Genomic DNA, 22,824 nt, shown 5'->3' on the forward strand with positions numbered 1-22,824 from the left:
GATGGCCTCGATCCGCGTCACGCTCCCGATGCCGACGCCTCCGGAACCGGCCAGCGTTCCGGGGTCGTCCGGTGTGCGTCCTCAAGCCAAAGGCTGGTGCCCTGGTGCGCATCGCGCCATGGCCTCGGGCGATGGGCTGTTGCTGCGGGTGCGGCCGCCACTGGCAAGAATGACGCGCGATCAGGCGCTGGGGCTGTGCGAGCTTGCGCAAAGCCTGGGCTCGGGAATGATCGACCTGACTCACCGTGCCAATCTGCAACTTCGCGGTGTCCGGCCAGAAGACCACGACGCCGTGGTGGAGGCGCTTTGCAGGTTGGGGCTGGTCGATGTCGACGCCACACACGAAGCCGGGCCCGCCGTTCTGGTCGCGCCCTGCTGGCAGGCCGGCGATGACACGCAACGCATCGCCAGTGCACTGCTGGCGCGTCTGGGTGAGTTGCCAGCCTTGCCCTCCAAATTCGGTTTTGCCGTGGATGCGGGGCCGGCACCGGTGTTGACGGAGGCCTCGGCTGACATCCGCATAGAGCGTGCCCGCTCGGGCGGACTCATCGTCCGCGCCGATGGTGCTGCGGCCGGACATCTGGTACCGCGAGACGACGTAGCGGAAGCTGTTGCAATGGCACTCGCGATGGCCGTTTGGTTTGCGGCAACTGCGGGGTCCGTGGCGCCACCATCGAGACGCATGCGCGGGCTTCAGCAGGTGTGCGCAGTGCCCCGTGGAGATGCGCCGCTCGACACCGCGGCCCCTTCGGCCGCGCCGCCGAGGCCTGGCATGTCGCAGCTCGGACCGGTCTACGGCGTGGCCTTTGGTCAAATTGCGGCGACTGCGCTGGGCCACTTGCTGCAAGACAGCGGTGCCGTCGCCCTGCGCTTGACATCGCAACGCGGCCTGATTCTGGAAGGAGGCGAGTGGCGGGAATCGACCGCATTCATCACGGTGGCTGACGATCCCCTGCTGCGCGTGGACGCCTGTCCCGGTGCTCCGGCGTGCGCGTCGGCCACGGTGGCGACGCGCGCCCTGGCCCTTTCACTCGCTCGGCAACTGCTCACTGACAGCCCTGAGGCACCACGCAGCCTGCACGTGTCCGGCTGCGCCAAAGGGTGCGCTCGTTCCGGTGCCGCCGACTTGACGCTGGTCGGCCGCAGCGGGACCTTCGACCTGGTGCGCAATGGCCGCGCCGGGGACGCGCCTGCGCAAACTGGACTGTCTCCTGAAAACTTGCGCCTGTGCATTGGAGCCCCTTGAACCATAGCTTTGAAACCAACGGCGCCGAGATCTATCGCCGTTCCTTTGCCATGATCCGCGCCGAGGCCGACCTCGCACGCTTCGATGCCGACGACGAGCCGATAGCGGTGCGCATGATTCACGCAGCGGGCCTGATCGGGCTTGAAGCGATGCTGCGCTTTTCGTCTGGCTTCGTGCACGCGGCGCGGTCGGCGCTGGCGGCCGGCGCGCCGATCCTGTGCGATGCGCGCATGGTCAGCGAGGGCGTGACCCGCTCGCGCCTGCCCGGCGGCAACGACGTGCTGTGCACCTTGCACGACCCGGCCGTGCCCGGGATGGCGCAAGCCATGTCGACCACCCGCTCCGCCGCGGCGCTGGAGCTCTGGCGGCCTCACCTGCAGGGCGCCGTGGTGGCGATTGGCAATGCCCCGACGGCCTTGTTCCATCTGCTCAACATGTTGCAGGACCCGACCTGCCCACGACCTGCGGCCATCATCGGCTGTCCGGTCGGTTTCATCGGCGCGGCGGAATCGAAGGATGCGTTGTGGGCCGAACAACCTGTCCCCTGCTGCATCGTGGTCGGCCGCCTGGGCGGCAGCGCCATCACAGTGGCGGCGATCAACGCCCTCGGGAGCCGTTTGGAATGAGCGCACGCGGCACCCTCTACGGGCTGGGTCTTGGCCCTGGCGAGCCGGACCTGATGACCGTGCGTGCGCACCGCCTGCTGTGCAGCGCGACCCACGTGGCGTTCTTTCGCAAGGCCGGCCGGCCCGGTCAGGCGCGGCGCATCGTCGATGGCCTGCTGCCCGCAGGCGTGGTGGAGCACGCGATGGAGTACCCGGTCACCACCGAAATTGCAGTGGACGACCCGGCCTACAACCAGGCCCTGTCCGCCTTCTATGCCGACTGCGCAGCGCACCTGCGCGCGCTGTCCGATGCCGGTCACGACGTGGTGGTGCTGTGCGAAGGCGACCCGTTCTTCTACGGCTCGTTCATGCACCTGTACACCCGGTTGAACGGGACGCATCCGGTGCAGGTGGTGCCGGCCATCACCGGCATGTCGGGCGCGTGGACGGCCACCGGCCAGCCCATCACCTGGGGCGACGACGTGCTGACTGTGCTGATGGGCACGCTGCCCGAGGCCAAGCTGGCACGCCACATGGCTGACAGCGACGCGTTGGTGGTGATGAAAATCGGGCGCCACATCGACAAGGTGCGGCGCGCACTGGCCACTGCCGGCCGTCTGAATGATGCATGGCTGGTTGAATACGCCACCATGCCGGGCCAGAAGGTGGTGCGGCTGGTCGAAGTCGAAGGGCGCATCACGCCTTACTTTTCGATCGTGCTGGTGCATGGGCAGGGACGCCGGCCATGAGTGACAAGACCACGAGTGTCAATGCAGCGACGGCGAATGCGGCGGGCCGGCTGGTCGTCGCCGGGCTCGGCCCGGGTGCTGAAGATTGGGTGACACCGGAGGTGACAGCTGCCCTGGCCGACGCCACCGACGTGGTGGGCTATATCCCCTACGTGGCCCGCGTCGCACCGCGCGCCGGCCTGACGCTGCATGCCAGCGACAACCGGGTCGAGCTGGACCGTGCCACACATGCCTTGCAGATGGCCGCGTCAGGCCGGCGCGTGGTCGTGGTGTCCTCAGGCGACCCGGGCGTGTTCGCCATGGCATCGGCTGTGTTCGAGGCTGTCGAAGCGGGTCCGGCCGAGTGGCGCCGACTGGACGTGCGGGTGCTGCCCGGCATCACGGCGATGCTGGCGGCCGCGGCACGTGCCGGCGCGCCGCTGGGGCACGACTTCTGCGCCATCAACCTGTCCGACAACCTGAAGCCCTGGGCGCTGGTGGAGCGCCGGCTGCGACTGGCTGTGCAAGCCGACTTCGCGATGGCCTTCTACAACCCGCGCTCGGTCTCACGACCCGAGGGCTTTGTCCGCACGCTGGCAGTGCTGCGCGAGGCTTGCGCTGCGGCCGGAAGCCCGGACCGCCCGGTGATCTTTGCCCGCGCCGTGTCCACCCCCGACGAGACCCTGCGCGTTATCGCCTTGCAAGACGCCTTGCCCGAGATGGCCGACATGCGCACCGTGGTCATCGTCGGTTCCAGCCTGACGCGCGTCATCGCCCGTGACGGCCAGCCCTGGGTCTACACGCCGCGTTCGGCGCCGCGCGAGGTGGCTGCATGAAGCTGCACACCGCGCTCCCCATGCCCGAGCCATTGCAACACCTCGGCCACCTGGGTGACCTCGTGCCGGGCCGGCAGCCATGGTCGCGCCACCATCAAAACGCGCAGCTCCAGCGCGCGTGCCGCGTGCAGCTTGGCCTGCGCGCCGCTGCCTCCAGCGTTCTTGCAGACGATGAGGTCGACCTGGTGATCGCGCAGCAGTGCGATGTCGCCCGCCACGTCGAACGGGCCACGCGAGATCACGACGGTGTGGTGCGGCAACGGTGGCGGCTGCTCGGGGGGATCGACCAGCCGCAGGATGTAGTGATGCTGTGGTTGAGCTGCGAAAACGTTCAGATGCATGCGGCCCAAGGCCAGCAGGACGCGCTGCGGCGGACCACCCAGCGCCGCAACGGCCGCCGGCAGATCGGCGACCGGCTGCCAGCGGTCGCCGGGGCCGGGCTGCCAGGCGTCGCGTGTCAGCGCCAGCAACGGAACGCCGGCCTGCGCGCAGGCGGCGACGGCATTGGCACTCATGCGCGCAGCGAAGGGGTGCGTGGCATCCACCAAGTGCGTCACTTGCATGGCCTGCAGATAGCGCACCAGGCCGGGGACGCCGCCGAAGCCGCCGACGCGCACCGCAACCGGCTGTGCCCTGGGCTGGGCCACCCGGCCGGCATACGACAACACGGCGCGCTCGCCACGTTCGGCCAGCGCCGACGCCATTGCGCTCGCTTCCAGCGTACCGCCGAGGATGAGGATATTGCGCGTGGTTGAAGTCATCAAAAAAGCACCGTGGCTGTCGATTATCGGGTTGGGCGAAGACGGCTGGCAGGGCCTGCCGCCGGCCAGCCGTGCGGCCCTCGACGAGGCCGAACTGGTGGCCGGCAGCGCACGCCATCTGGCGTTGTTGCCCACGCTGCGAGCCGAGCGGCTCGAATGGCCGGTGCCCTTTGCCGAGGGCATCCCAATGCTGCTGGCACAGCGCGGGCGCCGCGTGGCGATGCTGGCCTCCGGTGATCCGTTCTGGTTTGGCGCAGGCAGCTCGGTGACGCGCCATCTTGGCGCTGACGAATGGCATGCCTTGCCCGTCGTATCGACCTTCGGTCTGGCGGCCTCGCGCCTGGGCTGGGCGCTGGAACTCGTGACCTGCCTTGGCCTGCACGCGGCGCCGCTGTCCCGCCTGCGCCCTCATCTGTGCCCGGGCGCACGGTTGCTGCTGCTGTTGCGCGACGGGGCGGCCGTCGCAGACCTGGCGCGCTACCTGGTCGATAACGATTTCGGTGACAGTCTCATGAGCGTGCTCGAAGCCTTGGGTGGCCCGCGTGAGCAGCGGCGCGACGTGATCGCCTGCGACTTCAATCTGACCGATGTGAGTCATCCGGTGGCCGTGGCGCTGGAGGTGGCTGGCACCGGCCTGGCCCTGCCGCGCAGCGCCGGCCTGCCCGACAGTGTGTTTGCGCACGATGGCCAGATCACGAAGCAAAGGATGCGTGCCTTGGCACTGTGCGCGCTGGCACCGCGCCCGGGTGAGCGACTGTGGGACATCGGTGCCGGGTCGGGTTCCATCGCCATCGAATGGCTGCTGGCGCACCCCCGGTGCGAGGCTGTGGCTGTCGAGGCCGACCCAGAGCGCGCCGCCCGACTGCGCGGCAACGCCGACCGCTTGGGCGTCGACCGATTGGTGCTGGTAACGGGACGCGCACCCGACGTCATGACGGACCTGGCGTCGCCCGATGCGGTGTTCATCGGCGGTGGTCTGAGCGACGAGTTGCTGACGGCGCTGTGGAACCTGTTGCCTGCAGGCTGCCGTGTGGTGGCCCATGCCGTGACACTTGAATCCGAAGCACTGTTGGGCCATTGGCACGCGCGCGCCGGCGGCAGCCTGCTGCGCATCGAACTGGCCGAGGCGGCGCCACTGGGCACACGGCGCGGATGGCGTGCCGCGTACCCGGTGGTGCAGTGGAGTGCCACGCGATGACGGTGGCCGGATTTGGATTTCGACACGGCGCAACGCTGGAATCGCTGCGAGATGCGCTGGCCCAAGCGATTTCAGCCATGCCTCGTGTGATGCCGTTGCGCTCTATCGCGCTGATCGCCGTAGCGCATGACAAGGCTGAAGCACTGAGCCTGCGCGCATTGGCCGACGAACTGGGCCTGCCCGTGCATGCCGTCGGTGCGACGCAACTCAACAGCACACCGACCTTGACCGACAGCGCCACAGTCCGCGCGCTGCGCGGCAGCGGCAGCACCGCCGAGGCCGCGGCACTGGCCGCTGCCCTGGTGCACAGCGGTCCGGGCGCCATGCTGTTGCACCCGCGCGTCGTGTCGACCGATCGCCTCGCCACCTGCGCCATCGCTGCGCTGGCCCCACAACGGAAAACCTGACTCATGACCATCCACTTCATCGGCGCCGGCCCCGGTGCCCCAGACCTGCTGACCCTGCGCGGACGCGACCTGATCAACCGTTGTCCGGTTTGTCTTTATGCCGGCTCGCTGGTGCCCGAAGAAATCCTGGCGCACTGTCCGCCCGGAGCGCGCATCGTCAATACCGCGCCGCTCGACCTCGATGCAATCGTCGCCGAGTTCGTGGCCGCAGACGCCGCCGGGCACGATGTAGCGCGGCTGCATTCAGGCGACCTGTCGGTGTGGTCGGCCATGGGCGAGCAACTGCGCCGGTTGCGCGCGGCTGGCATCCCGTACACCGTCACACCCGGCGTGCCATCGTTTGCGGCCGCCGCAGCCGCACTGGGTGCCGAACTCACGCTGCCAGGGCTGGCGCAATCGGTGGTGCTGACGCGCACATCGGGCCGGGCATCGCCGATGCCAGCAGGCGAAAGCCTGGCCAACTTTGCCGCCACCGGCGCCACGCTGGCCTTGCACCTGTCGATCCACAAGCTGGCCGAAGTGGTCGCCGAACTGACGCCGTTCTACGGCGCTGCCTGCCCGGTCGCCGTGGTCTATCGCGCCAGTTGGCCCGATGAACAGATCTTCCGCGCGACGCTGGCCACCATCGAGGCCGTCATGGGCGCGGGGGTTGAACGCACCGCGCTGATCCTGGTCGGCCCTGCGCTGGCGGCCGAAGGCTTCAGTGACAGCCGGCTGTATGCGACCGACTACGACCGAAGATTCCGGCCATCAGCAGCCGGAGCGGGCTGACCGCAAGGTCTTATGCCCGCCCGCTCTGTTTTCATTTTTTTCCACCTCTCGCGGCGCCAAATGCCGCACTCAACCCCAAGGAATCCTAGCCATGCACATGGAACCCGGAATCGTCGACAGCAGCAAGATCGTGCTGTCTTACGTCACAGCGAGCGCCTGCGCGTTCTATGCCGCCAAGCTGTCGCTCGACCACGTTCGCCAGGAAGGAGCGCTCTCACTGCTGCTGCGCAGTGTGATCGCCGCAGTGCTTGTGTTCGTCTTCTTCGAAGTGTTCCCGCACGTGCCTGTCGGCGTGTCCGAGGTCCATCTGATCCTTGGCTCGTCCCTGTTCCTGATGCTGGGCGCTGCGCCCACTGCCATCGGTCTGGCCGCAGGGCTGGCACTGCAAAGCCTGTTCTTCGAGCCGCAAGACCTGGCGCAATACGGCATGAACGTCACCACGCTGCTGGCCGCGCTCTTCGCCATGCAGGCAGTGGCCAAGCGGGTGTTGCCGGCCAAGCTGGCCTATGTCGATCTTGGCTACGCGCACGTGCTCAAGATGTCGGTGGTGTTCCAGGGCGGCATCGTCGCGTGGGTGGCCTTCTGGACCCTCTATGGTCGTGGCATCGGCGCTGAAACTTTGCAAAGCGTCGGCAGCTTCGGTGCCGCGTACATGAGCGTCGTGCTGCTGGAGCCGCTGATCGATCTCGGCGTGCTGGCCGCCGCCAAATGGCTGCGCGCTCGCTCCGGCGCGCGTGGGTCGGTGCTGCTGACACATCGTCTGCACCACGCCGCTTGAGCCACGCAAGGTGCCGATGCATGCCGCGCCGCTGATCGAGCTGATGTTGATCGGCATCGGGACCGGCAATCCCGAGCACCTGACGCTCCAGGCCATCGGCGCCCTCAACCGGGCCGACCTGATCCTGATTCCTCGCAAGGGCCTCGACAAAGCCGATCTGGCTGAACTCCGCCGCACGATCTGTGCAACGCATCTCGATGGCCCGGCCCGGCTGGTGGAATTCGATCTGCCGGTGCGCGACAGCGCCACGCCACGCTACCTCGACGGCGTGCACGACTGGCACGCGGCCATTGCCGCGACGTGGGCGCGCGAGATTGCCGCCCACCGGCCACAGGGCGGCCGTGTCGCCCTGCTCGTTTGGGGCGACCCCTCGCTGTACGACTCCAGTCTTCGCATCGCCGGGCAACTGAAGGCCGCCGGCATGGCACTTCGCGTCGAAGTGATCCCTGGCCTGAGCAGCCTGCAATTGCTGACCGCTGCGCACGCCATCCCGCTCAACACGCTGGGCGGCCCGGTGCTGATCACGACCGGGCGTCAGCTGCGCGAAGGCGGCTGGCCGGTCGGCCTGGAGACTGTCGTGGTGATGCTCGACGGCGCCTGCGCCTTCCAGACCTTGGCTCCGGAGCGTCTGCACATCTACTGGGCCGCCTATCTCGGCATGCCGCACGAGTTGCTGCTGGCCGGTCCGCTGGCCAGTACCGGGCCGCGCATTTTGTCGGCCCGTGCCGAGGCGCGCGTCGAACATGGGTGGATCATGGACATTTACCTGCTGCGACGCGAGTGAGATGTCTGCAGCAGACAGTGGCTGGCCTTTGCGGGTGGCGGACACCAGCGCACGTTCTCTCGAGGGTTAAGCGCGCGGCCCGAAAGCAGGTCCGCGCTGGCAACTTCTGCAACATCAACAGCGGTTGCAGCGGTTGTGATGCGATCAGCAGGGCTGAGTTCACAGTTGGTGAACTGTTCCTATTGCATAGGCCAACCAAGTGGGATTTTTCTCCCCAGGCGGACGTCTGCTTAGGGCGGCGGATTCGACGGGTCGATGCAACAGATTCGCTGAACATCTCAGCGGGCGTCTGGAAGCCGAGCGTCTTGCGCGGCATCTCATTCAATTGTCTCGCAATCGCATTGAGCTGATGTTGTGAGTAGCCAGAGATGTCGATGCCCTTTGGCATGTACTGCCTGAGCAGGCCGTTCGTGTTCTCGTTGCTTCCGCGTTGCCAAGGGCTTTGCGGATCGCAGAAGAAGACCTGGATGTCGGTGGCCATCGTGAACCGCTTGTGGGCGGCCATCTCTTTACCTCGATCCCAGGTCAAGGATTTGTAGAGCTCCTGAGGGAGCTTGCGAGCATTCTTGATCAGCGCATTCACGACGGTCTGAGTGTCTTTCCCGTCCACCTTCACCAACATGACGTACCGCGTCTGGCGCTCGACCAACGTGGCGATCTGGCTGTTACCGCTGCCAAACACCAAGTCGCCTTCCCAGTGGCCAGGCACTGCACGATCCTCAACAGACGCTGGTCGCTCGCTGATCGACACGGCGCCCACGATTTGCCCGTGGGTCGCCGTCTTCTGTGTGTAGTGCCGTGAGCGGCGCATGCCGCGAGTTCGTCGCAGATGCTCCAGCAGTTCCTTCTTCAAAGCACCACGCGCTTGGATGAACAGACTGCGGTAGATGGTCTCGTGTGACACGTGATGGCTCTCATCGCCCGGGTAAGTATGTTTGAGCCATCCGGCGATCTGCTCAGGTGACCACAGAAGGCGCAGCTTATCGGCCACGAGCCGCGCAAGGGGACGGTTCTCAGCAAGCTTGCATTGCTTGGGACGGAGAGCCCGATCCCATGCCGCACTGTCGGCCTGGGCCGCCCGATAGTTATCTTGGCCGCCATTGCGCTTGACTTCGCGACTGACTGTCGATGGCGCTCGACCGAGCCGTGCAGCGATTGAGCGAATCGATTCGCTTGTCGCCAGCGCTCGCGAGATCTCTTCCCTCTCGCTCAAGGACAACGCTGCTGCCGAACGGCATCGCTGTGGCGGTCGAATTCCACCCGTCCTCGCCAGAATGTTCTGGATAGACGTGTGCGGTCGATCAAAGAGTTGGCCGATCTGGTGAAGAGTCCAGCCGGTCTTCCAGCGCTCCCACATCAACGCCTTCTGACTGTCCGAGTAGTGGGTTCGTGTCCGGTACTTCATTTGCAACACTCCTTCTGCCTGTGCAGTTCTTAGTGTGTTGCATCGACCCGTTGAATCCGCCGCCCAAGGCGGCCGTACACGCCGCTCAAAAGCGGCCGTTTAAGCCTCGCTATCCGCTTTTCGCGACACCCGGCCCTGCAAGTCCTGAAGCCATTCGTTCGATTGGTCCGCCAGCACACCGGCCAGGGGCCAACCAGGCGAGGACTCAATGAGATGAACGAGTGCAAATGCCAAACCAAAGAAACCATCCGGCCCAAAGAGACGGGCCAATGCCCGCGCTTCTTCATCCGAGACGGGCCGAGAAATAGCGCGGATGAGGTCCTCATAACGTCCAACGACCTCGGTGGACGCCGAGCGCTCCGCTGGCAGCGGACCAAGTTCTGCAAGTTGTCGTACTTCTGTGCGGAGCGTCATTTGTTTCTCCAGTTATGAACGGCCTTCACGAGCGACCGCTTTTGGCCGACTGCCGAAATCATGGCTGGTCTTTTCTAGGCCAAATCTGCCTGAGCGCAAGAGTGAGGGGTACTGCCAAAACCGCGATCAATATGTAGAAGACCAATGCCGACTCGCTTACGTCCGCAGAGGCGGCAGTTGCTGCGCCGTCGACCGAGCGATCATCACCGATCAGAGCGGCGCCAACGAGAACAACCCCAAGCAAGCCAATCACCATCAGAAAGACGACTAGCCAAGAATCCAGTCTTGGCCCCGGTGCAAAGAGAATTATTGCGGGAAGCGCAATAAGCGGAACGCCGAGTAGAAGAGTACAGATCCTTGGAAACAGAGGGTCTGCGAATAATTTCTTGATGAGGTTCACGAAGAGCTTGCTCTTAGCGGCGCCGCACGGCGTCTTCTGGCTGCGGCATTCGCAGGCAAGGCACGTCGCGGCCAGCAGAAATAGGCCAAGGCGGTGATGACCATTGCCGGCACCGCAACAGTCAACCAATAACCCAGGAGACCAAGCTGTTCCAGCGCGATCCGATGCCAGCCACGGACGATGATCAGCTTGAAGTAATAGATGCGGGCGAGCGCCGACCCCGCAACAAACCCCGCCAACAAAAGCATGGTGGTGGTTCGTGTACTTTTCATTTGCAGGCAATCTACCTCGCCAGCCGTAGAGTTCGTCAGCCACCGACCGAATGAAGGTGATGCGCCGTGCCCAATGTCGCCTAACGGGCAACTGTCGCGAACGTATATTCAAAGACAGGCGCCGCCTGAGTGGAAATCGGCGGCCGAGGACGAACGACCGCTCCTGGCCCGAAAGCGGCCATTCTTCCCTTAGTCAGAACTAGAGCCAATCAGCATCTCCGCCTCATTTGCCCCTGTGATGAGAAGCCCGAAATCCCAGAACACTGGATAGGCGGGATGTCCGCTTGCCAGCCGAAACGTTTCAACAGAAATCGCCCTGTGGGCCGCACTTTCGATTTGACTCGCCAAGGCAGCCAGTGCATTCGTGAACTGCGCCGAACGCAACGAAGCTGGATCGGGACCGTCGGCCTGAGAGCCGATGTATGTGAGGCACGAGCGAGTTTCTGAGATTGCTTCGATGGCTGAGACGGCACGAATCTCCTCGGCCACGACGTCAGCGCGCGCCAATGCATCCGCAATGAGCTGGCTCGAGACGCTTCTTGCGCGACGTGGTGTGGTGTACGCACGCAAGAACACCGAATAGTTGCAGCCGTTTTCGTTGAGGCATGTCGAAATGTCGTTCAAGGTCTGCTGGCGAATGTGCATCAAATGCCGACGAGCTCTGCAGAGCGTCCGATTGTGTTTAAGCGACTCTAGTCTCTGTCCACAGCGCTTTGATGCCGCTGCGATGAGACCGGTTCAAAAATTCCAAAGCCCGTTGCACCGCTGGAGCGACCTTCGTTCTTGTACGCCGGTTGGCTACTGAAAGCTAACTGAGACCTACCGCCAACTCGGCGGGATGAGCGCGAGCGCGTCCGGGTCGGAGAGCGAGTACTGCCGCACATAGGGCTCGCGGTCGAAAAGCTTGGCGTCGATCGTCGGGTCGATCCTGGGCTTGCGCAAATCCTGCTTGCCAAGGAATGCCTTGATGCTCTCCATCGAGTCCCACAACGCCATGATGACCACTTCGACCGTCCCATCCTCCTGATCGCGAAACAGCGCCACCGACCGTAGATTGCCCGGACTCCCGATCAATTCCTTGAGGGTCGTTGCTTCGAGGAACTCGCGGCACTCATCGCGCAGCGACGCCAGGATCCAGAAGCCGTAGGTACGCAGGATCTTTTCGGTGTTTCGCTTGGTCATGTTGGCTTTGAGGGGGTGCGGCGATCCTATCGACTCAAGCATGAATCCAAGTCTGCCGAGCGCGGCCATCCGGTCTCAGGCAATGATCCCTCGAGACTTCTAGTACGTCTTGTAAGGCAAGAACTTGCCCGACAACACCACGTTCACCCGGTCGCCCTTCGGGTCGCCCTGGCGCTGGATGTTCATGCTGAAGTCGATCGCGCTCATGATGCCGTCGCCGAACTCTTCGTGGATGAGTTCCTTGATGGTGGTGCCGTACACGTTGACCATTTCATACCAGCGGTAGATGAGCGGATCGGTCGGCACAGCGGTTGGCAGCGAGCCCTTGTACGGCACGACCTGCAACCACTTCTGCTCTTCCTCCGTAAGCCCGAAGATTTCGCCGACCGTCGCGGCCTGTTGTGCGTCGAGCGTCATCTGGCCGAGGCAGGCGGCAGTGGTCCATTCTTTCGACAGGCCGACCTTCTGGGCCACATCGGCCCACTGAATGCCCTTGGACACTTTGACGGTGATGATCTTCTCAGTGATGTCGTTGCGGTTCATAAAGGTTACTTTTGGGATGGGTTGAAATACAGATGCAGACAGAGGTTCGCGCAAGCAACTGCCGTGCCGATCGACGCTTGCTAGCGAGCCCAGAGAAACTTGCGGTCTTCGGCCTTGATCGGCTGGTCGTTGATGCTGGCGAAGCGCCGGTGCATCAATCCGTTCTCCGCGAACTCCCAGTTTTCGTTGCCGTGACTGCGAAACCAGGCGCCGCTGTCGTCGTGCCACTCGTATTCGAAGCGGACCGCGATGCGGTTGTCGGTAAAGGCCCAGAGCTCTTTCTTCAGGCGGTAGTCGAGTTCGCGTGCCCACTTGCTCGTCAGAAACTCGACGACCTTCTCGCGCCCGGTGAGGAAGTCGGCGCGGTTGCGCCATTCGGTGTCGGGCGTGTAGGCGAGGCTCACGCGGACCGGGTCGCGCGTGTTCCATCCGTCTTCGGCGGCTTGCACTTTCTGGCGGGCCGATTCAAGGGTGAACGGCGGCAGCGGCGGGCGGGAGATGGCTTCCATGAACGGCTTTCAGTCGGGGTGTTGCAAGGCAGGACAGCGGCCGAACCATGATAATGAATGACTGCGAAAAAGAGACAAACGCCGAAAGAAACCCACACGTGCTCGACCTTTCCAAGATCACCACCATCGAAGACCTGCGAGTGATCGCCAAGCGGCGCGTGCCGCGCATGTTCTACGACTACGCCGACTCGGGCTCATGGACCGAAGGCACCTACCGCGCCAATGAAAGCGACTTCCAGAAGATCAAGCTGCGCCAGCGCGTAGCCGTCAACATGGAAGGCCGCTCGACCGCCACCACCATGATCGGCCAGCCGGTGTCGATGCCTGTCGCCATCGCCCCCACGGGCATGACCGGCATGCAGCACGCCGATGGCGAGATCCTCGGCGCCAAGGCGGCCAAGGCTTTCGGGATTCCGTTCACGCTGTCGACCATGAGCATCTGCTCGCTCGAGGACATCGCCGAGAGCACCGACCGGCATCCGTTCTGGTTCCAGCTCTACGTCATGAAAGACCGCGACTTCATCGAGCGGCTGATCGAACGCGCCAAGGCGGCCAACTGCTCCGCGCTGCAACTGACGCTCGACCTGCAGGTGCTGGGCCAGCGCCACAAGGACATCAAAAACGGCCTGACCGCGCCGCCCAAGCCGACCCTCGCCAACCTCATCAACCTCGCGACCAAGCCGGGCTGGTGCATGGGCATGCTGGGCACCAAGCGCCGCAGCTTCGGCAACATCGTCGGCCACGCGAAGAATGTCGGCGATCTGTCGTCGCTGTCGTCCTGGACGGCCGAGCAGTTCGACCCGACGCTCAGCTGGGCCGATGTCGAGTGGATCAAGAAGCTATGGGGCGGCAAGCTGATCCTGAAAGGGATCATGGATGTCGAAGACGCGCGGCTGGCCGCATCGAGCGGTGCCGATGCGCTGATCGTCAGCAACCATGGCGGCCGTCAGCTCGACGGCGCGCAGTCGTCCATCGAGGCGCTGCCGGCCATCGCGGAAGCGGTCGGGACCGAGATCGAGGTGTGGATGGACGGCGGCATTCGCAGCGGCCAGGACGTGCTCAAGGCGCGTGCGCTGGGCGCTCGCGGCACCATGATCGGCCGGAGTTTTCTGTACGCGCTCGGTGCCTACGGTGAAGCCGGCGTGACCCGCGCGCTCGAAATCCTGCACCGCGAGCTCGACATCACGATGGCGTTTTGCGGGCGAACGCAGATCGACCAGGTCGATTCGAGCATCCTGCTGCCCGGCACTTTCTGATGGAGAACACCATGAGCCTTCCTACGTTTCAGCAATTCGAAGTCGATGCCCTCGCCAAGGGCTTCGACGAGGTCGCGCCGCGGGTCTGGGACGCCGCCCAGACGGTCGACCTGCACACACATCCGTTCAGCGTCGAAGCGCTGGTGGTGCAAGGCGAGATGTGGCTGAAGGTCGGCGACGACACGCGCCATCTGTTGGCCGGCGACACCTTTGCGCTGGAATACGGAACGCCGCACTCGGAGCGCTATGGCGTCGAAGGCGCGACCTACTGGGCCGCACGCCGTCACGCTGTAGCTTAAGTAGCCGAAGCAGGTGCTGCAGGTGTATTCGCCTGCACCCATCGCACGATATCGGCCGCGCCCATCGCGCCGGCCTGCCGCGCCACCTCACGTCCACCGACGAACAGTGCCAGCGTCGGGATACTGCGAATGTTGAAGCGCGACCCCAGAGCGGGCACCGCTTCCGTATCGACCTTGGCCAGCCGCACCCGCGGTTCCAGCTGCGCTGCGGCCTGCTCGTAAGCGGGCGCCATCTGACGGCACGGCCCGCACCATGGCGCCCAAAAATCCACGAGCACCGGAAGGTCGTTGCGCGCGACATGCCGGTCGAAGGCGGACTCGTTCAGCGCTGTCGAGTGCGCCGTGAACAGCGCCTTGTGGCAACTCCCGCAATCGGGCGCGCTCGCAAGTTGCTCGCTGCGCACCCGGTTGGTGGTGTGGCAGTGCGGGCAGACGATGTGAAGCGACTCGCTCATGGAAATCAGCCCTCGCTTGAAGTCCCGCCTTCGGCCGGGCCGTGTGCCGAGCCGGCCGTCGTCGGCTTCATCGCGCGGGCAATCGCCTCACGCGCTTTCAATTCCGCAGCCACCGATGCATCCAACCGCGAGCGCGACAGGCCGGCATGCTGGTAGTTCATGTTCTCGTAAACCTCCGCAGCCGCCGGATGGGCTTCGAGCACGGCGTTGAGCGCGTCGATATCGGCAATGCGCGAAAGCTCCTGGCCGAGCCGCTCGGCGACGAGGCGGTATTGCCCGGCATCGGGATGTCCACCGTGCTCCAGTCGCTCCAGCAGCTGGGCAACGAGCACGGCATTGGTGGTGAAGGTCTGGGTGGTTTTCATGATTCGAAACTGGGGTCGCGGCAAGCGAATACAAGGCCCGCCAGCGCCGATAAAAAGACCCGCGGCGGGGCGATGGCCGACACGGTTTCAAGGTTGGCGACGCTCAATGGCCCCGCCGACCACCGCCACCGTCCTGCCAGCGTCCGCCGAACGTTCCACCTATGCTGACGGCGAGAGGAATGCGCTTCGCGCCGACAGCGCCGCACGCATGATCGGCACAGAATAAGCAGCATGAGCACCGCCATTCCGCCGGCTTTCAAGGGGTCCACCGAGCCCGTCGCATACACCGAACCCGACTACACCGCCGCCGAAAAGCGCCACCGCATCTTCGCGATCATGGCGGCCTCGTCCGGCAACCTGGTCGAGTGGTTCGACTTCTATGTCTACGCTTTCAGCGCGCTCTATTTCGCGCCATCGTTCTTTCCCAAGGCGGACCCGACCGCACAGTTGCTGAACACCGCGGGCGTGTTCGCCGCGGGCTTCTTGATGCGGCCCATCGGCGGCTGGCTCTTTGGCCGCGTGGCAGATCGCTACGGTCGCAAGAACTCGATGGTGATTTCGGTCACCATGATGTGCGCCGGCTCGCTCGCCATCGCATGCTTGCCGACATACGCGCAGATCGGCGCATGGGCTCCATTTCTGTTGCTCGTGGCACGACTGTTCCAGGGACTGTCGGTCGGTGGCGAGTACGGCACCACAGCGACCTACATGAGCGAGATTGCGCTCAAGGGCCAGCGCGGCTTCTTCTCGTCGTTCCAGTACGTGACGCTCATCGGCGGGCAGTTGCTGGCGGTGTTGGTGGTGGTGATCCTGGAGCAGTTGCTTAGCGAGGCCGAACTCAAGGCGTGGGGCTGGCGCATTCCCTTTGTGATCGGCGCCATCACCGCGGTCATCGCACTGCTGCTGCGTCGTACGCTGAAAGAAACGCAAACCGCCGAGGCACGTGGCAATAAAGACGCGGGCTCGCTGGCCGGCCTTTTCCGCAACCACAAGGCTGCGTTTTTTACCGTGCTCGGCTACACGGCCGGCGGCTCGCTGATCTTCTACACATTCACCACCTACATGCAGAAGTACCTGGTGAACACGGTGCATCTGCCGATAAAGACGACCAGCTACATCATGACCTGCGCGCTGTTCGTCTACATGTGCATGCAGCCGCTGTTCGGCATGCTGAGCGACCGCATCGGACGGCGCAACAACATGCTGCTTTTCGGCGCGCTCGGTGCGCTCACCACCGTGCCCATCCTCACCGGCCTGCAGCATGTGACAAGCCCGGTGATGGCCTTCGTGCTCATCATCCTGGCACTGGCGATCGTCAGCTTCTACACGTCCATCAGCGGCATCGTGAAGGCCGAGATGTTCCCGCCTGAAGTGCGTGCGCTGGGTGTCGGCCTGGCTTACGCCGTGGCCAATGCGATCTTCGGCGGTTCGGCCGAATATGTTGCGCTAGGTCTCAAGTCACTGGGTCACGAGTCGGCCTTCTATTGGTACGTGACGACGATGATGGTCATCGCGTTCTTCGTGAGCCTGCGCCTGCCGCGCACCGCGAGCTACCTGCACCACGATCACTAGCGCCCATACCTCAACCACGGGTAAGCCGCAGCCCGGCGTCGAGCAAGAGCACTTCGCCTGTCGTCTTGGCCGCGCCGGCGCCCAGCCACCATGCGGCGTCGGCGACATCCTCCGGCGACATCACCGCATCGAGTGCCGAGCGCGCCTTGTAGCCCTGCACCGTCTGCGCATAGCGTTCGGCGCCAAGCCCGTTCTGCAGCCACGGCGTTTCGACCAGTCCCGGCGCGATCGCGTTGACGCGGATATCGGGGCCGAGCGCACGCGCCAGTCCCACGGTCATCGCATTCAGTGCGCCCTTGCTCGCCATGTAGGCGATCGATGATCCCGTGCCCATCAGGCCCGCGATCGACGAGACGTTGACGATGCCGGTCACCGGGTTGCGCTTCAACAGCGACACCAGTGCGCGGCTCATCTGGTATGGGCCGATCACGTTGACCGCGTAGATCCGCTGGAAGTCTTCTGCATCGAGTCCGTCGAGGTCTTTCAGCGCGACGAACTTGGTGGTGCCGGCGTTGTTGACCAGCACGTCGGCGCGGCCGAAGCGGGCATCGACCTCGCTGGCCAGCCGCCGGCAATCGGCGTCGGACGAGACATCGGCCTTGACGACCAGCGCATCGACGCCGAGTCCCCGGCATTCGTCTGCGACCGCCTCGGCTGGCGTCGGGTCGCGCGAGTAGTTGACGACCACGTCCCAGCCGTGCCCGGCGTAGAGCCGCACAGTGGCAGCCCCGATGCCCGACGACGAGCCAGTGACGACGCAGACTTTTCGATTGCCCATGAAATATGCCTTTCTGTATGGCTCGATTTTCGATCGGCGAATTCAGCGACCCAGCGCCGGCACCCGCGAAGACAGCGGCGGCGGTCGGTAGTCCGGCTGCAGGTGGCAGCCTTTGCCGAAGCCTGCTTCGTACTGAGCGCACAGCGCCGCCACCTTTTGCGGCGACGGCTTGTCGCCCTTGTCGATCCAGTCGAGCAACGCCGTCATCAGCGCCGGGTATTCGGCATCGCTCAGGTAGCTGTGCTCGGCCTCGTCGGCGAAAGTCTGCACCAGCCACTGCGAGGCACCGGCGCTTTCCACGATGTCGCGGTACGTGCTTTCAAGCTCGACGAAGGCGGTCGGGTCGTGAATGGCGTGGAGCGTCAGAACCGGCAAGCGGAGACGCCCTGTCGGCCGGCTGTCTTCAGCCAGTGCGCCGACGGCTTGCGGATCGGCCTCGTAGCGAAGCACGCCGGCGTTGAGCGCCGCATCGTCGTCGGAACCGCTGTAGACCACCTTCGCGTTGCCGAAAGGATTGCGTCCGCCGAGACGCTTTTGCGTCAGGTCCTGGAAGAGCGAAGTGCCCCATTGCAGGTGCGACAGCAGCGTGCGCTCCGGAACTTTCACCACCGACAGAATCGTCTTCAGATGCGCGGCTTGCTCGGGGCTGCGTTGCGCGGCTGGCAAGCCGACGCCGGTGCATTCCTTGACCCGCGCAGCCAGGTCGGCGCGATGCATTTTCGAGTCGAGCGGCAGTCCCATCCAAAGCGGGTATTGCACCTCGTCGGGCCGTGGATGGTTGCGGCATATGTACTGGTAGACCACACGCAGATCGAGCCGGAACTCATAGGCGTTGCCGCCACCGCCCAGCACGCCGCTGGTGAGCAGCACACCGTCGTAGGCCGGCTGCAGTTCAGATCGCGCGCCGGGTGTTGCGCCAGCTACCGGTCCATAAAGTTCGGCACCTTTCGCCGCAACGCCGCCGCCGTAACTCTGTCCGTGCAGGATGGTGCGTCGCGGCTGGCCGAAACGCGCGATGAAAATCTTGCGCAGCCGCTCCGTGTCTTCTGCCGCCATCGTCACGCCGTAGCCCCCGCGCCGGTAGGTCGAGCCGGCCCATGCATAGCCGGCCTTGACCATGACCGACCAGCGTTTCAGGTCTTCGGCACCGCGCTCCAGCGTGGGGGCGCCGGTCTCCGGGCCGCCGTGCGAATGCATGACCAGCACGCGATTCCATTGCGCGAGGATGGCGATCCAGTAGAGCGCGCCTTCGGTGTCGCGCCCGGTGTAGCACTGCGCATCGGTTGGTACGCTGGCGGGGCAGCCGGCGGATCGGGGCGGCACGGGCTCGGCGGCGTGCGCGATACCGACCGTGGCAAAGAGCGCAGTGGTCGCGATCAGGGCGGGCACGCAACGCGCAACGATCGTGCGCATCAGCGGTCGATAGGAAAAATTCAAAGGCTCACTCCAGAGGATCGCGGTCGCTACCGCGAGCCACTGTAACGTCGAGCGCGCTCGGTCGGTTCGATGCAGCGTCAGCGCCGTCTCAGCACCACTTCGAGGTACTCGCTCGGCCGCCCGCCAAAGCTCCGGATAGTTGCGCACGAAGCCGTCGGCGGTCACGCCGAGCAGCGCGTCGGCAGCATGTTGTCACTGCAGCGAAAATCGATGCACTGTGACTCCCGCGACTTCATCCAATTCACCGACACCGACACCTACACCGTCGCCACCGCCGATTCGCCGCATCGCGCATCTCGACATGGACGCCTTCTTCGCGTCCGTCGAACTGCTGCGCTACCCGCAGTTGAAGGGCTTGCCGATGGTGATCGGTGGCGGCCGGCGGCGTGTCGACGAAGCGCTGCGACAGGCGCAGGGTGAAGGCGAACACAGGCGAGAACTGGCGCTGGACGAGATCCCGGTCGCCGCGTTTCCATTGCTCAAGGACTATGTCGGCCGCGGCGTCATCACCACCGCCACCTACGCGGCGCGGCAGTTCGGCGTCGGCTCTGCCATGGGCATGATGAAGGCCGCCAAGCTGTGCCCGCAGGCCATCGTGCTGCCGGTCGATTTCGACGAAGTGCGGCGCTTGTCGCGGCTGTTCAAGAACACGATCCGCGAGATCGCCCCGCTGGTTGAAGACCGCGGCGTCGACGAGGTGTATGTCGACTTCACCGACGTGCCCGGTGGCCAGCGCGAAGGCGGCCGGGTGCTGGCACGGCTCCTCCAGAAGACGATTTTCCAGGCGACCGGCCTGACCTGCTCGATCGGCGTCGCGCCCAACAAACTGATCGCCAAGATGGCGAGCGAGTTCGACAAGCCCAACGGCATCTCGATCGTCTACGAAGAAGACGTCCAGACCAGAATCTGGCCGCTGGCCGCACGCAAGGTCAACGGCATCGGGCCCAAGGCGGATGCCAAGCTGGAGAGCCTCGGCATTCGCACCGTGGGCGAGATCGCCGCCAAAGACCGCGACTGGCTCATCGCCAATTTCGGCAAGGCGAGCGGCGCCTGGATGCACGAGGTGTCGTGGGGTCGCGACGACCGGCCCGTCGTGACCGAGAGCGAGCCGGTGTCGATGAGCCGCGAGACCACCTTCGAGCGCGACCTGCACGCGGTGCGCGATCGGGCGCAGCTCGGCGCCATCTTCACGCAGCTCTGCGAGAAGCTGGCCGACGACCTGCAACGCAAGGGCTATGTCGGCAAAACGATCGGCATCAAGCTGCGCTACGACGACTTCAAGATCGCCACGCGCGACCAGACGATGGTCGCCTTCACCGCCGACGGAAAGACCATTCGTCAGATCGCCGGCCAATGCTTGAAACGGGTGTCGCTGGAACGCCCGCTCCGGCTGCTGGGCGTGCGCGTAGGAACTCTGACTCTCGCCGCCTCAGCGACAGCGAACCGGCCGCGCACCGACGACGACCTCGCCGCCCGTACGCCCTCACTCTTTTGACGTGTGCAGCGCGCGCGCAGGCGACACAGCAAGCCTCCGACTCAGCGCAATGCGGGATCTGCGGCCATCCGGGCCGGCTTTGCCGGCGACAGCGCCCTGAGCGTCGGCCGCTCGATCCACAGATGAAAAAGCACCGAAGTCGCAATGCAGGCGGCAAAGATGCCGACGAATGACAGCACCATGCCGGAGCCACCGCGCAACCCGCCGGCCACGGCGAGCTTGCAGAGCACCGCGATCAGCGGGAAGTGGATCAGGTAGAGCGCATAAGAGGCATCGCCGAGCAGCGACACGAAAGGATTGCGAAATCGCTCGGGCCAGCGCTGCTCGGCCTGGACCAGGGCCACGATCAGGGTTGCGCCGCACAGCCCATAGCCGAGGTCGAGTGCGGGCTTTGGCCAGGCGTCACGGAACACCACTTCCATGGCACCCACCGTGAAAAACGCGCCAGCTGCCAGCACCGCCGCGAGCATCGGGTGCGGCATGCGCCAGCCGCTCTGGACCACCCACGCCGTTGCGCCACCGATGCCGAACAGCAGCATCAAATCGTTGGCGAAAAACGCGCCCGGAAAGGCTTGGCTGCCCGACAAAACGTGCCAGATGAAGTTTGCTGCGAACAACACGACGGCACCAGCGAAGAACAAGCGATGAACGATGGCAAGCCCGACAACGGCATAGAAAATCAACTCGTATTGCAACGACCAAGCCACGATGATCACCGGCGCACCGGTGCCGCCCACCACCGCCGGGTCTTGCGGCAATAGGAGAAGTGCTTTCACGAGAACCCCAGCGTCAGTCGGCATCGCATCGCGCAAGGCAGGAACCGTCAACGCCAGCAAATACACCCCGGCAAAGACGAAAAGATAGGTGGGGTAGATGCGAACAGCGCGCTTGCGCAAGTAGGAGACCAGGCGCTCGGGCACGCCGAAATCCTTGCGGTGCATCAACACGATGATGAAGCCGCTCAGCACGAAAAAGAACGCCACGCCAGCGGTGCCGCCGAAGGAGCAGAACCGCTCGATGGATGCTGCGTCAGCGCCGAAGTACTTGTCCTTGGCAAGGTTGGCCGCCAGGTGAAAACAAACGACAAGGATCGCTGCAACCGCACGGCAGGCCTGGATGGATTGATACATCTTGTAAGGCTAACCGGCTTCAGCCTGGAACGGCACGCCAAACTCGGGGACTGGCCTGCGATCAGAACAGGAAGTCGTTTGCGTCGGCGCCGGCTCAGCCGGGCGCGAGCACCAGCCGCACCGAGTCCGGCGCGACGGAGACCGCATAGCCAAGATCATCGGCGAGCGATTGCATTGCTATTGCATCGATGGCCAGCGCCCGCGGTGCGCGATGCGCATCGGCCACCCGATCGGCGATCTCGGCGGAGCGCACGGAGGCTGTGAGCTGCAAGGCGTTCGCACCGTCGGCGCTCACGGCAATGCTGCCGACCTCGTCCACGCTGTCGTGCAGGTGCGCCATCGCGCCCAGAAAAAGGTAGCGCAACGCTGCACCGTTCGGCCAACGTGGCTCGTCGGCCGGTGCTGTCGCAGCCTCAAGCGACGGATCGATCTCGATGCGCACGCCGTTCAAATCGAACGCGGCGCGCATCAGGCCGATGCACTCGGCGACCAGCACGCTGCGCGTGATGCCGTCGTCGTCGATGGCGAGCTCCCAGTCGCGCAAGGAGCGCACGCCGATGACCAATTCGCCGATCTGGTTGTCGATGAGAGACACACGCTGCTCCACTGCCGCAGCGTCGATCTGCGGCGCGGCCACTTGGCGCTTGAGCATCAGCAGCGCCATGCGTATGACCGACACCGGCGCGGCCATGTCGTGCCGCAGGGCGGGCAACGCGCGCGTCAACAGTTCGTGCCGCACCCCGGCGGCGATCCAGCTGCGGGCGCCCGGCGAAGCTTTCATCGAGCGGACGCGGGACGCGCAACCGCTGCCGCGAGAATGCGGTCGAGCGCGTCGAAGTCGATCGGCTTTTGCAAGTAATGGTCGAACAGGCCGGCCGCACCTGTCGCATCAGTGGCCGCGAAGCCCGAGATGGCGACCAGCATCAGAGGACGGTTGCCGGCCTCGACGCGCAGACGCCGTGCTACCTCAGTGCCAGGCTGGTCCGGCAAGGTGAGATCGATCAGCGCCGCATCGAACACTTCGGCGGCTGAAGCATCGAAGGCCTGCTGCGCGGTGTAGGTACATCGCGCCGTATGGTCCTGCAGCGAGAGCAACTCCTGCAAGAGGTCGGCAGCGGGTTCGTTGTCGTCGACGATCAGCACGTTCACTGGGGCAATTCCTGACACACAAAGCTAAAGAGTATCGGCGCCCCGGCCG

28 protein-coding genes and 1 pseudogene are annotated in these 22,824 nt (G+C 64.7%); 13 read left to right on the forward strand and 16 right to left on the reverse strand.

Going from position 1 to position 22,824, the window contains the following annotated elements; translation table 11 throughout:
- The first annotated feature begins 1 nt into the window (after position 1).
- From RCH10_RS05000 to cobJ, 4 genes are read left to right on the forward strand one after another with little or no spacing between them, the layout of a single operon-like run.
- Positions 2 to 1,246, forward strand: a complete 1,245-nt coding sequence (locus RCH10_RS05000; protein ID WP_409051531.1) for a hypothetical protein — start codon at positions 2 to 4, stop codon at positions 1,244 to 1,246.
- The gene (locus RCH10_RS05005; protein ID WP_323497597.1) at positions 1,243 to 1,872 is read left to right on the forward strand and encodes a precorrin-8X methylmutase; all 630 of its coding nucleotides are present in this window, start codon (positions 1,243 to 1,245) and stop codon (positions 1,870 to 1,872) included. The genes RCH10_RS05000 and RCH10_RS05005 overlap by 4 nt, the downstream gene beginning before the upstream one ends.
- Positions 1,869 to 2,600, forward strand: a complete 732-nt coding sequence (locus tag RCH10_RS05010; protein WP_409051532.1) for a precorrin-2 C(20)-methyltransferase — start codon at positions 1,869 to 1,871, stop codon at positions 2,598 to 2,600. Before RCH10_RS05005 ends, RCH10_RS05010 begins: the two co-directional genes overlap by 4 nt.
- Complete coding sequence (cobJ, locus tag RCH10_RS05015; RefSeq protein ID WP_409051533.1) at positions 2,597 to 3,415, forward strand: precorrin-3B C(17)-methyltransferase; 819 nt, start codon at positions 2,597 to 2,599, stop codon at positions 3,413 to 3,415. Before RCH10_RS05010 ends, cobJ begins: the two co-directional genes overlap by 4 nt.
- On the opposite strand, the gene RCH10_RS05020 is transcribed toward cobJ, so the two are convergent.
- Positions 3,376 to 4,176: a cobalt-precorrin-6A reductase gene (locus RCH10_RS05020; protein WP_409051534.1), complete on the reverse strand. Its 801-nt coding sequence runs from the start codon at positions 4,174 to 4,176 to the stop codon at positions 3,376 to 3,378. The genes cobJ and RCH10_RS05020 overlap by 40 nt on opposite strands.
- On the opposite strand from RCH10_RS05020, the gene cbiE reads away from it, so the two are divergent.
- The 5 genes from cbiE (at position 4,163) to cobF (ending at position 8,114) form a co-directional block, all read left to right on the forward strand.
- Entirely contained in the window at positions 4,163 to 5,374 is a 1,212-nt protein-coding gene (gene cbiE / locus RCH10_RS05025; RefSeq protein ID WP_409051535.1) for a precorrin-6y C5,15-methyltransferase (decarboxylating) subunit CbiE, read from the forward strand. The two genes, RCH10_RS05020 and cbiE, sit on opposite strands and share 14 nt — an antisense overlap.
- Positions 5,371 to 5,781, forward strand: a complete 411-nt coding sequence (locus RCH10_RS05030; protein ID WP_409051536.1) for a cobalamin biosynthesis protein — start codon at positions 5,371 to 5,373, stop codon at positions 5,779 to 5,781. The genes cbiE and RCH10_RS05030 overlap by 4 nt, the downstream gene beginning before the upstream one ends.
- 3 nt (positions 5,782 to 5,784) lie before the next feature.
- Positions 5,785 to 6,552, forward strand: a complete 768-nt coding sequence (gene cobM / locus RCH10_RS05035) for a precorrin-4 C(11)-methyltransferase (RefSeq protein WP_409051537.1) — start codon at positions 5,785 to 5,787, stop codon at positions 6,550 to 6,552.
- A gap of 91 nt (positions 6,553 to 6,643) precedes the next feature.
- Positions 6,644 to 7,330 carry an energy-coupling factor ABC transporter permease gene (locus RCH10_RS05040; protein ID WP_409051538.1) on the forward strand — a complete coding sequence of 229 codons (687 nt, stop codon included), beginning with the start codon at positions 6,644 to 6,646 and terminating at the stop codon, positions 7,328 to 7,330.
- 16 nt (positions 7,331 to 7,346) lie between these two features.
- The gene (gene cobF / locus RCH10_RS05045; protein ID WP_409051539.1) at positions 7,347 to 8,114 is read left to right on the forward strand and encodes a precorrin-6A synthase (deacetylating); all 768 of its coding nucleotides are present in this window, start codon (positions 7,347 to 7,349) and stop codon (positions 8,112 to 8,114) included.
- Between the two features lie 250 nt (positions 8,115 to 8,364).
- Here the strand turns inward: cobF and RCH10_RS05050 are convergent.
- The 8 genes and pseudogenes from RCH10_RS05050 to RCH10_RS05085 form a co-directional block, all read right to left on the reverse strand.
- Positions 8,365 to 9,519 (reverse strand): annotated as a pseudogene (locus RCH10_RS05050) (IS30 family transposase); the annotation flags it as partial.
- A 99-nt stretch (positions 9,520 to 9,618) separates the two neighbouring features.
- On the reverse strand, positions 9,619 to 9,933 hold the full coding sequence (locus RCH10_RS05055) for a hypothetical protein (protein ID WP_409051540.1): 315 nt from the start codon (positions 9,931 to 9,933) through the stop codon (positions 9,619 to 9,621).
- 58 nt (positions 9,934 to 9,991) lie between these two features.
- Complete coding sequence (locus RCH10_RS05060) at positions 9,992 to 10,333, reverse strand: hypothetical protein (protein ID WP_409051541.1); 342 nt, start codon at positions 10,331 to 10,333, stop codon at positions 9,992 to 9,994.
- Positions 10,330 to 10,581 carry a hypothetical protein gene (locus RCH10_RS05065; protein ID WP_409051542.1) on the reverse strand — a complete coding sequence of 84 codons (252 nt, stop codon included), beginning with the start codon at positions 10,579 to 10,581 and terminating at the stop codon, positions 10,330 to 10,332. The genes RCH10_RS05060 and RCH10_RS05065 overlap by 4 nt, the downstream gene beginning before the upstream one ends.
- A 213-nt stretch (positions 10,582 to 10,794) precedes the next feature.
- Positions 10,795 to 11,229, reverse strand: coding sequence for a hypothetical protein (locus RCH10_RS05070; RefSeq protein ID WP_409051543.1), 435 nt, complete (start codon positions 11,227 to 11,229; stop codon positions 10,795 to 10,797).
- Positions 11,230 to 11,424: 195 nt separating this feature from the next.
- A complete protein-coding gene (locus tag RCH10_RS05075; protein ID WP_409051544.1) occupies positions 11,425 to 11,787 on the reverse strand; it encodes a hypothetical protein in 363 nt (120 codons plus the stop codon).
- 99 nt (positions 11,788 to 11,886) lie between these two features.
- A complete protein-coding gene (gene cynS, locus RCH10_RS05080; RefSeq protein ID WP_187052794.1) occupies positions 11,887 to 12,330 on the reverse strand; it encodes a cyanase in 444 nt (147 codons plus the stop codon).
- Positions 12,331 to 12,410: 80 nt separating this feature from the next.
- Entirely contained in the window at positions 12,411 to 12,839 is a 429-nt protein-coding gene (locus RCH10_RS05085) for a DUF1348 family protein (protein WP_409051545.1), read from the reverse strand.
- Positions 12,840 to 12,937: 98 nt separating this feature from the next.
- On the opposite strand from RCH10_RS05085, the gene RCH10_RS05090 reads away from it, so the two are divergent.
- A complete protein-coding gene (locus RCH10_RS05090) occupies positions 12,938 to 14,095 on the forward strand; it encodes an alpha-hydroxy acid oxidase (RefSeq protein WP_323500863.1) in 1,158 nt (385 codons plus the stop codon).
- Positions 14,096 to 14,106: 11 nt separating this feature from the next.
- Complete coding sequence (locus tag RCH10_RS05095; protein WP_323497608.1) at positions 14,107 to 14,394, forward strand: AraC family ligand binding domain-containing protein; 288 nt, start codon at positions 14,107 to 14,109, stop codon at positions 14,392 to 14,394.
- Here the strand turns inward: RCH10_RS05095 and trxC are convergent.
- Positions 14,391 to 14,849 carry a thioredoxin TrxC gene (gene trxC / locus RCH10_RS05100; protein WP_187052798.1) on the reverse strand — a complete coding sequence of 153 codons (459 nt, stop codon included), beginning with the start codon at positions 14,847 to 14,849 and terminating at the stop codon, positions 14,391 to 14,393. The two genes, RCH10_RS05095 and trxC, sit on opposite strands and share 4 nt — an antisense overlap.
- A gap of 5 nt (positions 14,850 to 14,854) precedes the next feature.
- Positions 14,855 to 15,214 carry a hypothetical protein gene (locus RCH10_RS05105; protein WP_409051546.1) on the reverse strand — a complete coding sequence of 120 codons (360 nt, stop codon included), beginning with the start codon at positions 15,212 to 15,214 and terminating at the stop codon, positions 14,855 to 14,857.
- Between the two features lie 231 nt (positions 15,215 to 15,445).
- On the opposite strand from RCH10_RS05105, the gene RCH10_RS05110 reads away from it, so the two are divergent.
- Positions 15,446 to 16,786, forward strand: coding sequence for an MFS family transporter (locus tag RCH10_RS05110; RefSeq protein WP_409051547.1), 1,341 nt, complete (start codon positions 15,446 to 15,448; stop codon positions 16,784 to 16,786).
- 10 nt (positions 16,787 to 16,796) lie between these two features.
- Here the strand turns inward: RCH10_RS05110 and RCH10_RS05115 are convergent, their stop codons facing one another.
- Together RCH10_RS05115 and RCH10_RS05120 are read right to left on the reverse strand one after the other, a co-directional pair.
- Positions 16,797 to 17,564 carry an SDR family NAD(P)-dependent oxidoreductase gene (locus RCH10_RS05115; protein ID WP_409051548.1) on the reverse strand — a complete coding sequence of 256 codons (768 nt, stop codon included), beginning with the start codon at positions 17,562 to 17,564 and terminating at the stop codon, positions 16,797 to 16,799.
- Between the two features lie 42 nt (positions 17,565 to 17,606).
- Positions 17,607 to 18,977, reverse strand: a complete 1,371-nt coding sequence (locus RCH10_RS05120) for a hypothetical protein (protein ID WP_409051549.1) — start codon at positions 18,975 to 18,977, stop codon at positions 17,607 to 17,609.
- A 325-nt stretch (positions 18,978 to 19,302) separates the two neighbouring features.
- On the opposite strand from RCH10_RS05120, the gene RCH10_RS05125 reads away from it, so the two are divergent.
- A complete protein-coding gene (locus RCH10_RS05125; RefSeq protein ID WP_409051550.1) occupies positions 19,303 to 20,496 on the forward strand; it encodes a Y-family DNA polymerase in 1,194 nt (397 codons plus the stop codon).
- Between the two features lie 41 nt (positions 20,497 to 20,537).
- On the opposite strand, the gene RCH10_RS05130 is transcribed toward RCH10_RS05125, so the two are convergent.
- The 3 genes from RCH10_RS05130 to RCH10_RS05140 form a co-directional block, all read right to left on the reverse strand.
- Positions 20,538 to 21,626 (reverse strand): acyltransferase family protein, encoded by a 1,089-nt coding sequence (locus RCH10_RS05130; RefSeq protein WP_409051551.1) that lies wholly within the window; start codon positions 21,624 to 21,626, stop codon positions 20,538 to 20,540.
- A 94-nt stretch (positions 21,627 to 21,720) separates the two neighbouring features.
- Positions 21,721 to 22,407 (reverse strand): hypothetical protein, encoded by a 687-nt coding sequence (locus RCH10_RS05135; protein WP_323497619.1) that lies wholly within the window; start codon positions 22,405 to 22,407, stop codon positions 21,721 to 21,723.
- On the reverse strand, positions 22,404 to 22,775 hold the full coding sequence (locus tag RCH10_RS05140) for a response regulator (protein WP_187052807.1): 372 nt from the start codon (positions 22,773 to 22,775) through the stop codon (positions 22,404 to 22,406). The genes RCH10_RS05135 and RCH10_RS05140 overlap by 4 nt, the downstream gene beginning before the upstream one ends.
- Positions 22,776 to 22,824: the final 49 nt, after the last annotated feature.

It is taken from the genome of Variovorax sp. GrIS 2.14 (genome assembly GCF_046115955.1).
Lineage (GTDB): Bacteria > Pseudomonadota > Gammaproteobacteria > Burkholderiales > Burkholderiaceae_C > Variovorax.